This is a genomic window from Mycobacterium sp. (genome assembly GCF_035697385.1).
Lineage (GTDB): Bacteria > Actinomycetota > Actinomycetes > Mycobacteriales > Mycobacteriaceae > Mycobacterium.
The window spans coordinates 1-15,465 of sequence record NZ_DASSCY010000344.1 but is presented as its reverse complement, the minus strand read 5'-3'; the positions used below and the strand labels follow the sequence as shown (position 1 = coordinate 15,465).

At 63.9% G+C, this 15,465-nt stretch carries 8 protein-coding genes; 7 read left to right on the top strand and 1 reads right to left on the bottom strand.

Annotated elements, in window-relative coordinates; all coding sequences use genetic code 11:
• On the bottom strand, positions 1-1,180 hold a 1,180-nt coding region (locus tag VFH65_RS28840), incomplete at its 3' end, for a PE-PPE domain-containing protein (RefSeq protein WP_353326480.1).
• A gap of 131 nt (positions 1,181-1,311) precedes the next feature.
• Between VFH65_RS28840 and VFH65_RS28835 the strand changes: the two genes are divergently transcribed.
• The 7 genes from VFH65_RS28835 to VFH65_RS28805 all read left to right on the top strand — a co-directional run.
• Positions 1,312-2,016, top strand: coding sequence for a YciI family protein (locus tag VFH65_RS28835; RefSeq protein ID WP_353326478.1), 705 nt, complete (start codon positions 1,312-1,314; stop codon positions 2,014-2,016).
• A 10-nt stretch (positions 2,017-2,026) separates the two neighbouring features.
• On the top strand, positions 2,027-3,250 hold the full coding sequence (locus VFH65_RS28830) for an RNA polymerase sigma factor (protein ID WP_353326477.1): 1,224 nt from the start codon (positions 2,027-2,029) through the stop codon (positions 3,248-3,250).
• Entirely contained in the window at positions 3,250-4,251 is a 1,002-nt protein-coding gene (locus VFH65_RS28825; protein WP_353326475.1) for an endonuclease/exonuclease/phosphatase family protein, read from the top strand. Before VFH65_RS28830 ends, VFH65_RS28825 begins: the two co-directional genes overlap by 1 nt.
• 159 nt (positions 4,252-4,410) lie before the next feature.
• Positions 4,411-7,152: an ATP-binding protein gene (locus VFH65_RS28820; protein WP_353326473.1), complete on the top strand. Its 2,742-nt coding sequence runs from the start codon at positions 4,411-4,413 to the stop codon at positions 7,150-7,152.
• 407 nt (positions 7,153-7,559) lie between these two features.
• Entirely contained in the window at positions 7,560-10,355 is a 2,796-nt protein-coding gene (locus VFH65_RS28815) for a helix-turn-helix transcriptional regulator (protein WP_353326471.1), read from the top strand.
• A gap of 30 nt (positions 10,356-10,385) precedes the next feature.
• The gene (locus VFH65_RS28810) at positions 10,386-13,196 is read left to right on the top strand and encodes an ATP-binding protein (protein WP_353326469.1); all 2,811 of its coding nucleotides are present in this window, start codon (positions 10,386-10,388) and stop codon (positions 13,194-13,196) included.
• 851 nt (positions 13,197-14,047) lie between these two features.
• Positions 14,048-15,465: DUF4012 domain-containing protein (locus tag VFH65_RS28805; protein ID WP_353326467.1), on the top strand; the 1,418-nt coding region annotated here is incomplete at its 3' end.

Here is a 15,465-nt window from a genome sequence, read left to right as displayed (position 1 = left end):
GTGTGGACAGCGGTTCGGGCGACGGAGCCGGGGGCGCGACCATGGTCGTCAGTCCACCCAGATCCGCGATGAAGGCCTGAACACCCTGGGCCGCCGCGACGACGAGCCTGATGCCGACCTCGACCCAGTTCTGGAAGGGGTTGAACGGCAGCGGCGACGCCCACGTCGGGATGCCACGGTTGATCGATCGGTCGTAGCCGAGGTTGACCAGCTCCGTCAGTAGCGGGTTGAAGAGGCTGATGAACGGCTTCACGATCGGAGCCAAACCCGCCGAATTGGCGAGATCCTCGATCGGTCGCAGCAGCGGCAACGTTCCCTTCGCGGGGATCAGCACATAAGTGGTGTCGCCGTAGGTCTGCCGGTTGGCGGGATCGTTGATCGCCGCTTGCAGTTCCGCGTCGGTGTACCCGTACGGCAGTCCACTGAGCTCGTCATTGCCGTTGGGGGTCAGGTAGTAACCGTGGACGTACTCCAACGCGAGGATCGAGTTGAAAAGGGCGAAGGGATTGCCCCAGAAGTTCGGAGAGTCGCCAACCAGGTCGTACGCGAATGCGTAGTTCTCGCTCTCGATGCCGGTGTCGGTCGGCGTCGGCAGGCCGAACGTCACGTTCCAGAACGGGATGGTGCCCAGGAAACCGAGCCTCGGCCAGAGCCCACCGTTGGGGGTGCCGATGTCGCCGATCGTGACGATCTTGATCCGGGCTTTCTCCTCCGCAGTCAGGTTGGCCAATGCCATCTTCTCCAGGCCGACGACGCGGCCACCCTGGGAGTAGCCGAAGATGACGATGGGACCACCTTCTGGGTCAGCCAACAACGGCCGCAATTGGCTGTCGAGGTTGGTCACGCCCTCGCCGACCGATTCGTTCCACGTGTCGCAGGACAATCCCGGGCACCAGTTCCCGATCGGAATCGGCCAGAACGAGGCCGGATAGTTGATGCCCTGCAGGTCGCAGTTGTTGGCCTCGGTGCACGGCGTCGTCCCCATGTAGCGGTCGCGCGCCTGCTCCATGTAGTTGGTGACGATGTTGGCGTTGGGCGTGCCGGTGCCAGGAACGACCAGTGCGATGGGCGTCGTGGCGGCCAGGCTGACGGCGGCCATCAACGCCGTGACGACACCGAAGAAGGCGGTACTCAGCAGCCCGAGGAAGAACAGGAAGGAAATCCGTGCGGCCTTACGCATGCGTAAACGATCACACAACAGCGAACCGGTTTCCTATGAAACGCTCGAAGCTGTCGGATTCGCGCGACGCCGTTCGTCGGACGGGTAGAGAGTGGAACGCAGGGTTCTGCTCGCAACCGGAAGGTCAGGCAATGCACTACTTCGCTCTCCTGCTCGGACCCGAGCCCACCGAGGAAGCCGACGAGGCGACGGTGGCCGAAATCATGACCGCGTACCAGAACTTCCACATCAAGGCGGGGCACGCGATCCGCGCCGGTGACGCGCTGCTGCCGTCGGCGACCGGCGTTCGAATCACCGGCGGGCCAAGCCATCCCGTCGTCACCGACGGACCGTTCGCCGAAGGCGCAGAGGTAGCCGGCGGCTACTACGTGCTCGAAGCCGATAACCTCGACGACGCGCTGGCCCTCGCCCGAGAAATCCCGGCATGCCAGTCCGGCGCCGTCGAGTTGTGGCCCATGGTCGACTACGCGCCACCGCGGGCACCGTTGACCGGCGACAGCTGGATCGCGCTTCTGCTCGAGCCCCCCGGGAAAGTCGTAGCGCCCGGCACCCCGGAATGGGAGGAAGGCGTGAAACCACACATCGAGTTCGGCAAGGCCGCAGGAGACACGGTGGTCGGCGGTGCGCCGCTGCATCCACCGACAACCGCGACGACGGTGCGGGTGCGCAACGGCGAGGTCACGCTGACCGACGGCCCGTATATCGAGGGTGCAGAGGTCGCCAACGGGTTTTACTTCATCAACACCTCCGATCGCGACGAGGCCGTCAAGATCGCGTCGATGATTCCGGCGACCACCGTGGAGCTGAGGCCGCTGGCCGGAGTGTCTGCGCTGTAGCACGCCGCGAATGACCAACCTGGACGGCGTCTTTCGGCGCGAATGGGGCCCGGCAGTCGCTGCGCTTGCACGCTGGTCCGGTGACCTTACCGTCGCCGAAGACGCCGTCCAGGAAGCCTTCGCCGAAGCCTTACGAACGTGGCAGGGCGACGGAATACCGGACAACCCCGGCGGTTGGATCGTGGCGGTCGCCCGCAATCGTGCACTCGACCGGCTGCGCCGCGAATCCGCCAGGCCAGGAAAGGAACTCGCTGCTGTGGTCGACGAGATCGCGGCGCGCACCAAGCGAACGGACGTACATCCCGTTCGCGACGACGAGCTGCGGATGATGTTCACGTGCGCGCACCCTGCGCTTGACCCACCGTCGCAGTTCGCACTGACACTCCGGCTGATATCCGGGCTCACCGTCACCGAGATTGCGCGAGCGTTGATGCAGTCCGAAGCGGCAGTCGGACAACGAATCACCCGCGCCAAGAACAAGATCCGCCACGCGAACATCCCGCTGCGGGTACCGCCGGCCGAGCTGCTGCCCGAACGCACGCCGCACGTGCTGGCGTGCATCTACTCGGTATTCACCGAGGGGTACTGGTCCACGGCGGGACCGTCGGCGATCCGAGACGAGCTGTGCGACGAAGGAGTCCGGCTCGCCGGTGAAATGTGCTCACTGATGCCTACAGAGCGCGACGCGCAGGCACTTACGGCACTTGTGCTGCTGCAGGATTCGCGACGGGCGACGCGGGTGGGCTCCGACGGAGCGCTGGTGCCACTTGATGAGCAAGACCGCGATAGATGGGACCGCGTCCGGATCGCCCACGGCCTGGACCGGTTGAAGCTCGCCGCCGGGGCGGCGGGTCCGTACCTCCCACAAGCGGTCATCGCCGCCGTGCACGCGACGGCGCCGACGTGGCACGAGACCGATTGGGCGACGATCTGCCGGGCGTACGACCGGCTCATCGAGATCGCGGATTCTCCAGTGGCACGGGCAAACCGGGCTCTAGCCATCGGTTTCCGCGACGGTTTCACCGTTGGTCTGGCGGTGCTGGACGAGGTGGCCGACGACCCGAGACTCGCTCGGTCTGCCACCGTCGCCTCTATTCGCGCCGATCTGCTGCGGCGTGCCGGGCATCGCGACGAGGCACTACGGTGGTACCGAATAGCGCTGGACCGCAACGGCTCCGATCCGGCAAGGGAATTTCTGCGGCGGCGCGTTGCCGAGTGCGAGAGAATCGGTTAGTGGCACCAAGCCTGCTGACAGCGATCGGCGTCGCGGCCCTGGTGGTGTCCTTCGCAGCGTTCATCGCACGATATGTCCCGAGCATGACTCGAGCTGTGCTGGGAACGGCCGCACTCTCGCCCTATCTCATGCTCGGCGCGCCGGCGGCGACGGTCCTGTTCGCGGCGCTTCGCAGCATCCCCCTGGCAGCAGTCGCCGGCGCGCTCACGATCGCGGTGATTGCGGTTCAGGCGCCGCGGTATGTGGGCGGCACGTCGACTACCGGGATACACGTCCGCGTCATGTCGGCGAATCTGCGCTACGGGCGCGCCGATCCCGACGCGCTGGTTGCGCTGGTCCTTGAGCACGCCGACATCCTCGCCGTGCAGGAACTCACGCCCGAGAAGGCCGGCCTTCTGTCCGCCAGCGGCTTGGACGAGGCGTTTCCATACCGTGCGCTGCGGGCCTGTGAAGGACCGGCCGGCGTCGGTGTCTGGAGTCGATATCCGATCGACGGGATCGACGTCGACGACCGGTTCTGGCTGGGCTTCCTCACAGCACAGGTGCGCGTCCCCGGCATCGAGGCATCGACGGCTGTCGTTGCGACCCATATGTCCGCACCGTGGCCGGAGCCGATTCAGGGCTGGCGCGACGACCTCGCCCGCCTGCGAACGACGCTCGAAGAGCTGGAATCGGCGACAGCGGGCCCAGTGATCGTGGCCGGCGACCTCAACGCGACCCCGGATGTGCTCGAGTTACGCCGTGTGCTGCGGGGCGGCTACAACGATGCAGCCGAGCAGGCGGGTGCGGGGCTGACGCGGACGCATCCTGCCGACGTCCGTCTGTTGCCCCCACTCTTCGCGGTCGACCACATCCTGATTTGCGGTGCCACTGCGGTAACGGCCCGTACCTTCGCCATACCCGAATCCGACCATCGGGCGCTGCTGGCCGAGATCGTCTTGCAGCGAAGTCAACCGACCAGCAGCAAACCCTCGACGAGTTCGCTGGACCTGCCTGGTTAAGCGCTTTTTCGACATAGAAACCATCCCAGCCGATAACAAGGGCATTACTGAACAGCGCAAGTAGGCGCTTCAAAATTGTCGACTGCGTCACCAATACTTCAGCTTCCTATGCTCGAGCAGCAAACTCTTGAGATACTCCCCTTTGTGCCTCCGCGTTCCATGACTCGATCAGAGGAGGCCGCTGCGATCTCCGATTTTCTGGCCGCAGCCGCCACGGGGCCCGCCGCCCTGGTGGTCGAGGGAGAGCCAGGGATCGGCAAGACCAAGCTGTGGTCCGAAACCGTCGACCAAGCGATAGAGCACGGGTTCCATGTGTTGTCGGCGTGTCCGGGCGAGGCGGAATCTGTCTACGGCTATGCGTCGCTGGCGGATCTGCTGGCCGGAGTGGACGCTGCAGTGTTCGCCGTCCTCCCTAAGCCGCAGCGACTCGCACTCGACGGGTTCCGGCTACGGACGGAAGCCGACGACCAAGCCGTTGATCAGCGCGCGATCGGGGCGGCATTTCTCACCGTGATCGAAACACTGGCGCAAACGCGCCCGGTTCTCATCGCGCTCGACGACCTGCAATGGGTCGACCTCTCGAGCGCGAACGCGATCGCGTTCGCGGCACGGCGCCTGAAGGCACGGGTGGGGGTCCTCGGCACCGCACGTAGCGGGCCGAGCAACGGCGGCGCCCCATCCTGGCTACAGATGCCAGAGCCCGACGCGGTCCGCCGAATCCAGTTGCGGCCGTTGAGTCTTGGTCGTCTACAGGCGGTACTACAAGAGCGGCTTGGCACGCGGTTCACCCGTCCGACGATGGTGAAGATCTTTGACATCTCCGGCGGAAACCCGTTCTACGCACTCGAATTGGCGCGGGCGATGGATCCGCGGGCGCAAAGCTCCGACGTACCAATGCCCCGCAGCTTGACGGAGCTGGTGCGCGCGCGAATCAGCAACCTGCCCGCGGAAGCTCGCCAACTCTTGTTGACGGCTGCGTGTCTCGCGGCGCCCACCGTGGAGACAGTGGCGCTCGCCGCACACACCGACCCCGGGGACGTCATCGAGCGACTAGCGGATGCCGAGGAGGACGGCCTCGTCGAAATCGAGCACAACCGGCTGCGTTTTGCGCACCCAGTCTTGGCGCGGGGGGTTTACTGCTCAGCCAGCCCAGCGCAACGCCGGGAGGCGCACCGACGCCTTGCCGAGGTGGTGCGTGATCCCGAGCTGATGGCCCGTCATCGTGCGCTGGCGGCCACGCGCGCCGATCCGGAGACATTGCAAACACTCGACGAAGCCGCAGAATTGGCGCGTGTTCGCGGGGCGCCGATGGCCGCCGCTGAGCTGCTCGAACTGGCGATCGGGCTCGGCGGTGGTACAGCACAGAGGCGAATTCAGTTGGCGGACTATCACTTTGCAGCCGGCAACGCGGGCCGAGCGCGGGCACTGCTGCAGGAGACGATTGACCAGCCGATCCCCCGGACATTGCGAGCACGCGCGCTTGGGCTGCTCGGGGTCATCGCCGTTCTCGATGATGGGCCCGCCGGCGCTGAGGCGCTATTGGAGCGCGCACTCCACGAGGCCCCAACGGATCCCGAATGGCGGGCGCAGACCCTGCGCACATTGTCGTTCGCTCAGGCCAAGACTGGGCATATCGAAGCCGCGCTCGCAACCATCGAGGATGCGGTGGCAGAAGCCACCAATCTCGGGCCCTCGCACCTGCTGGGCTCGACGCTAGGCACTCGTGCCATGTTCAGGTTCATGAGCGGAGCGGGCGTCGACAAGTCTGGCCTGCGACAGGCACTCGAACTGGAAGATCGTGAAGCCAACACTCCCTTGATCTTCCGCCCCAGTTTGGTCAACGCCGTGCTACTCGGTTACTCGGGAGAGCTCGACCGGGCACATAACGAAATGCTCGAGGTGCGGCGCCGCTGCAGCGAACGCGGCGAAGAGAGCGAGCTTGCGGTCATCGGTTTCACCGACGTGATGATCGAAATCTGGCGAGGCAATTTCGCCGAGGCAGCGTTGTGCTCGGAAGACGTCTGGGAACGCGCGCTGGCGCTCGACGGGGCTTTTCCGAAATTCATGGCGCATACCAGCCGGGCTGTGCTGGCCGCCTACATAGGTCGGGTCGACGAGGCCCGGCGCCACGTCGCGGACGCGCTCGCGACGGCTCAAGGCGCCGACTATTTCGCCGTGGCGTGGCCGACCACGACGCTGGGATTCCTCGAGGTGTCGCTGGGCAACTACGACGCGGCATTGACAACACTGCGACCGTTGCTGTCGAAGTTCGAAGGCCTACCTCGGGGGCTGGAGACCATCGCCGCGTCATGCGTCCCCGACGCCATCGAGGCGATGATCGAGCTGGGACAACTGAGGGAGGCCGAGCCGTTCATCGAGATGCTCGAGAGTGAGGGCCGCAGGCTCGACCGCCCATGGCAGCTGGCTGTCGGGGCGCGGTGCCGGGGCATGCTGCTTGCCGCGCGCGGCGACATCAATGCGGCGGACGTCGCGATCCAACGCGCGCTCGCTGAACATCAACGCCTGCCCATGCCTTTCGAACACGCACGGACCCAGCTCCTGATGGGGCAAATCCAGCATCGCCAACATCAGAAGGTCGCATCCACGACCCTGAAGGAGGCGCTGCGCACATTCGAAGAACTCAATGCCCCCCTATGGGCGAACCGCGCAGGGAAGCTGCTCGACCAAACAAGTATCGCTCCCATTCGCAGCGCAATCCTCAGCCCGACCGAGCGACGCGTCGCCGAACTGGCGGCCACAGGCCTGACCAACCGCGAGGTCGCGGCGGCATTGTCGATCAGCCCAAAGACCGTCGAGGCGAACCTCTCCCGCGTCTATCACAAACTCGATATACGGTCGCGGGCCGAACTCGGTCAGCACATGAGTCAGACTGAAGGGTAAGCCAAAGCCGGTTAGTTGACGCACCGGTGCGGTTCGGCAATTGGATGCCGCGCGAATCGGGCGTACTTTTTGCAGAGCCGCCGACAGGCAACACCATTGATCTTTGCTATTGCAATGGAATGCCGCAGCAGCGCCTCGTTCAAGAAGTGAGCGCTCAAGCCAAACAGCTCGATCACAGCAGGTCAAAGGCGATATCGTGGAAGCACGATTGGACGCCCGCGTCGGGAGTCGGATCAACATATGACAGCGAAGTAATTATCCATTCGTTGTCGATCTTGATTACTGTAAGTTTGCCATAACTGCACCTATGGTGCGAATTTCGACGCCTCCGGGCCTCCCTTAGAGCGCAGATCACCGGATAATCACATTTTGCTGTCAGGATGATTAAGCAAATGTAATAATTGGCCATGGCTCATGGGGTGGTGTGCCGTTCGGGGGAATTGGGCGCGATAGCCGAATTCTTGACCTCAGCCTGCGCGCGTCCATCAGGGCTGACGATCGAGGGCGAGGCCGGCATCGGCAAGACGACCCTGTGGTCAGCCGCCGCGGAGCAGGCGCGGGCGAGTGGGTCTTGCGTGCTATCCGCGCGGGCAAGCCAGGCGGAATCGGCAATGGGCTACGCGGCGCTCGCCGACCTGCTCAGCGACGTCGAGTCAGCCATCTTCGTCGGGCTACCAAACCTTCAGCGGGCCGCCCTCGACAGGGTCCTGTTGCGTGGCGGCAACGAGGGCCCCTGCACCGATGAACGGGCGGTAGCGGCCGCCTTCTTGGCGATTGTGGAGACGCTGGCCGCCGATGCGCCCGTGCTAGTGGCCATCGATGACCTCCAGTGGTTGGACGCGTCCAGCAGAGCGGTTGTGACCTTTGCCGCTCGCCGCATCAAAGGGCGGGTGGGTCTGCTCGTCACCGAGCGCCCTGAACCAGGCTGCCCAACAGCCATGACCTGGTTGCGGGTCGGCGCCAAGAACGACATCCGACGTATTCGTCTGGGCCCCTTGAGCTTAGGCGGTCTGCATGCGCTGGTTTCGAGCCGGTTGGGTAGATCACTGCCGCGCCCGACCATGGTGCGTATCGCCGAGGTTTCTCAGGGCAACCCGTTCTATGCGCTGGAGATGGCGCGTGCGGTCGGGAGCCAATCACCGACCGCCGAGCAAGAGCTGCCACGCACGCTGACTGAGGTGGTGCGTTCCCGGGTAGGCGATCTCGACACCGACGTCCGTGACGTACTGCTGGCAGCGTCCTGTGTCACCGATCCGACCGTGGACCTACTGGCCCAGGCCACAGACATCACCGCCGCCGAGACCGTCGTACGCCTCGAAATGGCAGAGAACAAAGGCATTGTCGGCATCGAAGGCAACCGAGTTCGCTTCGCCCACCCGTTGCTTGCCCAAGGCGTCTACACCGACGCCCGTCCGTCACGGCGCCGACAGATGCATCGCGCCTTGGCTCGGGTCGAGGCGCTGCCTGAAGTCAGAGCCCGACACCTCGCGCTGGCCACGACCAGCGGGGACGCAACAACCCTTGAGGCACTGGACGCCGCCGCGGAAACCGCTCGGGCTCGGGGTGCTCCAGCCGCGGCCGCCGAGTTGGTCGATCTGGCGATCGGCCTCGGCGGTGATACGCCGCTGCGCCGGATTCGCTCCTTCCGATACCACTTCCACGCCGGCAACTACGAACACGCTCGCGCGCTCCTCGAGCCCTACATCCGAGAACTGCAGCCCGGTCCACTACGAGCTACCGCGGTGGCCCTGCTCGCCGAAATGCGCATGTACCACAACAGCTTCGGGCAGGCCGCCGAGATGCTGCACGGCGCGCTGAAGGATGCTGAGAGCGACCACGCCGTGCTTGTGCAGATCTTGATCTTGTTGTCGTTTGCCCGGGCCAACACCGGCGACTACGACGGGGCGCTGCACAACGCGAGTCAAGCGGTAGCGATTGCCGACGAAGCCGACCTGCCCGCTCTGAGCAGTCAGGCGTGCGCAATGTGGGTGACGATCAACTTCACATGTGGGCGAGGTGTTGACGTGCCCAGGCTGCAACGCGCGCTTGAACTGGAAGACCGCAACGCCGACGTTCCAGTTCCGTTCGGCGCCAACACGGTCAACACCCTTCTACTCGCCTGGACGGGGCGACTGGATGAAGCCCGCACACAAGTGCCCTCCGTGCGCAATCGCTGCATCGAACGCGGCGAGTATGCCAACCTGATGTTCATCGATCTCCACGCCACGTTCGTCGAGATTTGGCGAGGGAACTTCACCGAGGCCGCACAAATCGCCAACGAAGCGATGGAACGGTCCGATCAACTCGGCGGTGATCACGCACTCGTCGTCGCCGATACCATCGGATCGGTCGTCGCGGCATACGAGGGCCGCGAGCAGGACGCTCGCACATACGCCCACGCCGCCATCGAGATTGCTGGGCAATGCGACTCACCACGGCTGGCCGATCGGGCGATCATGAGCTTGGGCTTTCTCGAGGTTTCGCTGGGCAACAATGCGGACGCTCTGACAACCTTGCAGCCGCTGGTGGCACGCTTCAGCATGCTGCCAGGCACGGAAATCGTCACCGCGGCGTTCTTGCCCGATGCAATCGAGGCCATGATCGCGCTGGGTCACCTCGATGACGCCGAGCCCATGATCAAAGCATTGGAGTACAACGGCCGACGGCTTGACCGAGCGTGGATGCTCGCCATCGGCGCCCGATGCCGAAGCATGATGTTGGCCGCCCAGAGCCAGTTGGAGGCGGCGACTCGCATGGCGGAGCAGGCGATGACCGCACATCAACGGTTGCCCATGCCTTTCGAACGCGCGCGGACTCAGCTACTGCTCGGCCAGCTCCAACGCCGGCAGCGCCAAAAAGATGCCGCCACAACCACGTTGACCGAGGCACTGGCAGCGTTCGAAGGAATGAAAACAGCGTTGTGGGCGGACCGAGCCCGCAATGAGCTGGCACGCACAAGAGTGCGTGCGACACGAGCCCTGTTGCTCACTCCTTCCGAGCAACGGGTCGCTGAGCTGGCCGCCGGCGGCCTGACCAACCGCGACATCGGCGCCGCCGTGTTCATCAGCCCGAAAACGGTCGAAGCCCACTTGGCTCGCATCTACCGCAAGCTGGGCATCCACACTCGAGCCGAACTCGGACGGGTGATCGGCCAGCAATCAGAGAGGAAGCGGCGCGTTTCCTCCGGTGGGCCGAACAGCTAACGCCTGGTCACAGCGGGGAGCAGATCATAGGTGGCGACTGACAATGACGTATCACTGCTAAGTCGATTCGCTGGCAATGCGAGCCATCTGCCCACCCATGTCATCGGCCGTTCGGTCGAGTTCTCCGCGCTTGAGACGTTCTTGCAATCGGCAAGTGTCCAGCCGGCCGGACTGGTCATCGAGGGCGAAGCCGGCATCGGCAAAACGACCCTGTGGCTGGCCGCGGTCGAGCAGGCTCGCGAACGCGGATTCCAGGTGCTGTCGGCACGGGTCGGACAGAACGAAACTCTGCTTGCTTACGCGGCACTTGCGGACCTGTTGGGTGGTGTCAGCCCGGCCGTACTCACAAGGCTGCCCGACGTGCAGCGCGTTGCGGTCGACCGTGTGCTACTGCGGGACACCAACGAAGGCACGCCCACCGATCAGCGCGTCCTCGCCGCCGCGCTGGTCTCCGTGGTGCACGCGCTCGCTCAGGAGGCCCCTATCTTGGTCGCTATCGACGATGTGCAATGGCTGGATTCGTCGAGCCAGGCGGTGGTGGCATTTGCCGCCCGGCGGTTCAATCGACGGGTCGGGGTGCTGGCCACAGAAGGCGTCGATGCAGAAACCGGCAGCGCATCTTGGCTACAGCTCGCCATACCGGATGCCGTCGAACGCATTCGTGTCGGACCACTGAGTCTGAGTTGCCTTCATAATCTGATCTCTACGCGGCTGGGCCATTCCCTTTCCCGTCCCACCATGGTGCGCATCTCCGAGGTCTCCGGTGGAAATCCTTTCTACGCAGTGGAACTCGCCAGAGCTATCGATGCTGTGTCAACCAACTCCGACTCGGTGCTGCCCGCCACCCTCGCTGAGCTCATGCGTATCCGCGTCGGGCGCTTGGACCGGCAGGCCCAGGACGTACTGCTGGCCGCCTCTTGTGTCGCCAACCCGACGGTCGAGCTCCTTGCGATGGCGACCCATAACACCGTTGATCGCATCGTCGAGCTGCTCGACGAGCCTGAGAGTAACGGGGTCATCGGAATTGAAGGCAACAGAGTGCGATTCGCCCACCCACTGCTTGCCCGCAGCATTTTCAGCGAGGCAAGCCCTGCTCGACGCCGAGCGATTCACCGGTCGCTGGCCAATGCCCTTGCCCTACCTGAGCTGAAAGCCAGGCACATGGCGCTGGCCGCCGCCAGCACTGATCCGGAAACGCTGCACGCTCTCGATACAGCCGTTGCCTCCGCGCGCGCCCGAGGCGCTCCGGCCGCCGCTGCGGAGTTGGTTGAGCTGGCGATCGGACTCGGCGGGGATAGGCCATCACGCCGTATCCGCGCGGCGGAACACCACTTCAAAGCCGGAGACGCGAACCGCGCTCGCGCGCTACTGGAATCGACGATCGATCACTTGCGTCCCGGCCTGCTTCGTAGCATCGCATTGAACTTGCTTGCGGGCATCCGCATCTACGAGGACGCCTTCGGTGAAGCTGCCGGCCTCTTGAAACGTGCGCTGGACGACGCGGAACGCAACCAAGCCGTATTGGTGCAGACCCTGATGTCGTTGGCCTTCACGCAGGCAATGTCCGCCGAGTTCGACGATTCCATACGAAACGCTCGCCAAGCCGTGACGCATGCCGAGGAACTCGCCCATCCCGGTCTGATCAGTCGGGCGCTCGCAATGCTGGTTACCACGAGGTCCCTCTGCGGGCATGACGTTGACCAAGCGATCCTGAAACGCGCACTGGCGCTCGAAGATCCCGACGCCGATATCTCAATCCCGTTCTGCGCCAGCGCCGTCCATGCACTGGCGCTGGCCTGGGCCGGGGAACTCGATGAGGCCCGCACCGTCATGCACACGCTGAGACAGCGATGCGTCGAGCGCGGCGCCGAAAACGACATGATGGCGGTAACCGGCTACTGCACATTGATCGAGATTTGGCGTGGCAACTTTGTAGAAGCTGCACAGCTCGCCGACGACACGATCGAACGGGCCGAGCAGGTTGGTGGCTCGCGTGCGGTCGCCTTAGCGCTGCGCGCGTCTGTCGCCGCGTACTCCGGGCAGGAAAGTGACGCCCGTGCCGATGCCGCTGCCGCCCTGGCCATCGCCCGGCAGTGTGGCTCACCGCGACTTGCGGAGTGGGCGACCGTGAGCCTCGGATTTCTCGAAGTGTCGCTCGGCCGATACGCCGAGGCCATCTCGACGTACCAGCCTCTGCTGCAGACCTTCGAAGCCAGTCCCGGCACCCAGAAAGCTACCGCCCTGTTTATCCCCGACGCCGTGGAGGCGTTGATCGCGCTGGGTCGCAACGCCGATGCCGAGCGTTTGATCAGGACGCTCGAGGACGTCTGCGACGGACACGGCCGCTCCTGGATGGTTCCTGTCGCTGGGCGGTGCCGCAGTATGTGGCTGGCCGCACGGGGGGACGTCACGGCGGCCAACCGCACCGCGCGCGCCGCGATGGCCGAACATGAACGGCTACCAATGCCTTTCGAACGCGCCCGCACCCAACTCTGGCTCGGCCAGTTGCAGCGTCGTCAGCGCCAAAAAGACGCTGCCAGAGCGACGTTCCTCGAGGCACTCGAAGCCTTCGGCACGTTGGGCACACCGGTGTGGGCCGACCGCGCCCGTGCGGAGCTCGCACGCGTCAACGTCGCAGCACCTCGGGACCTCACGCTCACTTCGTCCGAACGGCGCGTCGCCGAGCTCGCGGCCTCCGGCATGACCAATCGCGATATTGCCGCGGGCCTGTTCATCAGCCCGAAGACCGTCGAGGCCAAACTAGCGCGCGTCTACCGCAAACTCGGCATCCGCAGACGGGCCGAACTGGGCAAGCACATCGGAACCAATGGCAACCATTAGTGCCGGCCCCAGGACCGAGGTCCGTTTTGTTGCTTGGCAGACCTTCAGCATCGCCAATGCAGGAAGGAAGCTGTGCCTGACACTGTGTCGAGGGCCAATCCCCGCCACCCATAGGGGTAGGGGGTGGCAAACCATAGGGAAACACCCGATTCCGACAACGCCCCAGCTCGCTAACCTTCCTATATGGAAGCTGTCGGAGAACCGACAGTTAGGCAACAGTCTGTGAAGCCTGCAGACGGGGCTGTTTAAGAAGGGCTGGGGGAGAGCAATGACCACGATTGCTACGAAGTTTCAAATCGGGACTGCGGCGTGCGCGATCGCGGTCGCTTCTGCGCTCGGTTCCGCGCCGATAGCATCAGCGGATCCCGCTGCGCCCGTACCCTTGGCGTCGCTGGGTTCGTTCGCCGACGACAGCGGCTCGGCAGCCCTGCTCGCACCAGACTGCGAGGTTGGCTCCCCTGATTGCGATGACTCGTCAGCCGCTGACCTCTCAGGTGACGCATCGACCCTCTTGATAACGCTACCGCCGCCTCCCAACCCGCTTCAGAATGCTTGGTGGTGGTTCGGTCCGGCTAACCCGACTCCCCCGCCAGGCACCCAAGATTTCTTCACGTTCAACCCGCTACCCCTGATCCCGGGTTTCCTTCAGCCGCTTTGGGGTTGGTTCACCCAGAATCTCAACTTCCAGGCTTGCTTCCTCGGGCTTAGCGTGAAGGTCGGACCATACGGCACCGTAACGGGTTCGGTTGGCAGCAGCTGCTAGTCCGTCGTGCGACGTGACTTGCCAGCTCTAGTCCAGTCGTGGCTGCACTACCGCGGTGCATCCTAAGCCGAGCACGGGAAACGCCTAAGTGCATATCTTTTCGCGACATCCGTTCAGACGTGAGCCGGACGGCGAAGATGACCGTTCCCTGCAAGTAGATGACGACGAACGCGGGTCAAGATGGCTACCGAAGCACTGGCCGCGCCGCAATTTCATCTGGACCGGGCTTGTACTGCTGATCGCAGCCGTCGTGTTCGGGTGTTGGCTGACCTTTGAAGGCTTGCAAGCGAAGTCGAACCTTGAGCAAGCTCGCAACAACGCTCAAATGGCGAAGGATGCGTTCTCGCAAGGAAACACCGCGGACGCCGCGAAGTGGGTAAGCGAAGCGCATTCCCATGCCCAGGCGGCACGCGATGCGACTCATTCACTGCCGTGGAATGTGGCGTCGGTCGTGCCGTGGCTGGGGAGCCCTTTCGAGACGGGCCAACAGATTTCCGATGTTGTTCTAGGTCTCGTGGACGATGTGCTGCAGCCATCGGAACAGGTCGGAGCGGCCATCTCACCGGACCGACTGCTAGAAGGCAACCGTTTGAATGTGCAGCTGCTCCGCGACGCTGCACCGAAGCTGGGCGAGATATCGGCTGCCACCACACAGCTGGATGCTGATGCAAGGGCGATTTCAGACCCCGGATACATTTCGCTGCTTCGCGACGCTCGCACCCAACTTCAGGCGCAAATCTCCGACATTTCTGAGCTAATTCAGAATACAGCTCTGGCCGCACGCCTAGCACCCTCGATGATGGGCGCCGATGGCCCGAGGACGTACTTCATGGGCTTCCAAACCAATGCCGAAGCCCGCGGTACCGGCGGACTGCTCGGCGGATTTGGAATTCTCCGATTCGATAACGGCACAGCGACTGTAGATAACCTTGGTACGAACACTGAACTCAGAGGATCTTCCGCCCCCGTTGATCTCGGCCCAGAATTCACTCAACTATATGGATTCACCAATCCATTCACCGACTTCCGTAACAGCAATTTGAGCTCCCACTTTCCGTACGCCGCCGAAATTTGGAAGTCCATGTGGGCTCAGCAGTCGGGGATGAATGTAGACGGGGTCATGGCGATCGACCCAGTCGCCCTCAGCTACGTGCTCGGTGCGGTTGGGCCTGTAACGATGCCCGACGGCGAGATAATAACGAAGGACAATGTGGTCGAGTTAACTGAATCGACCGCCTATCGCCGTTTTCCAACCGACCAGACTGCGCGTAAAAATTACCTGCAGGATATCGCCAACGAAGTCGTAAAGAAAATGACGGGCCGGATCGAGTCACCGCGTAAGCTGCTCGACGCCCTCGGTAAGGCAGTCAGTGAACGACGAATCGCGGTGTGGAGTTCGTCTCCGGCCGACCAGAAGCTGCTCGAGGAAACTCCGCTAGCACATGTGATCCCCGAGGACCCCGCACCGTATGCCGAGGTCGTGATCAATAACCTCGGCGGAAACAA

Coding starts and splice junctions, on each gene's coding strand:
- VFH65_RS28835 (WP_353326478.1), top strand. CDS start 1,312: ATGCACTACTTCGCTCTCCTGCTCGGACCCGAGCCCACCGAGGAAGCC.
- VFH65_RS28830 (WP_353326477.1), top strand. CDS start 2,027: ATGACCAACCTGGACGGCGTCTTTCGGCGCGAATGGGGCCCGGCAGTC.
- VFH65_RS28820 (WP_353326473.1), top strand. CDS start 4,411: ATGACTCGATCAGAGGAGGCCGCTGCGATCTCCGATTTTCTGGCCGCA.
- VFH65_RS28815 (WP_353326471.1), top strand. CDS start 7,560: ATGGCTCATGGGGTGGTGTGCCGTTCGGGGGAATTGGGCGCGATAGCC.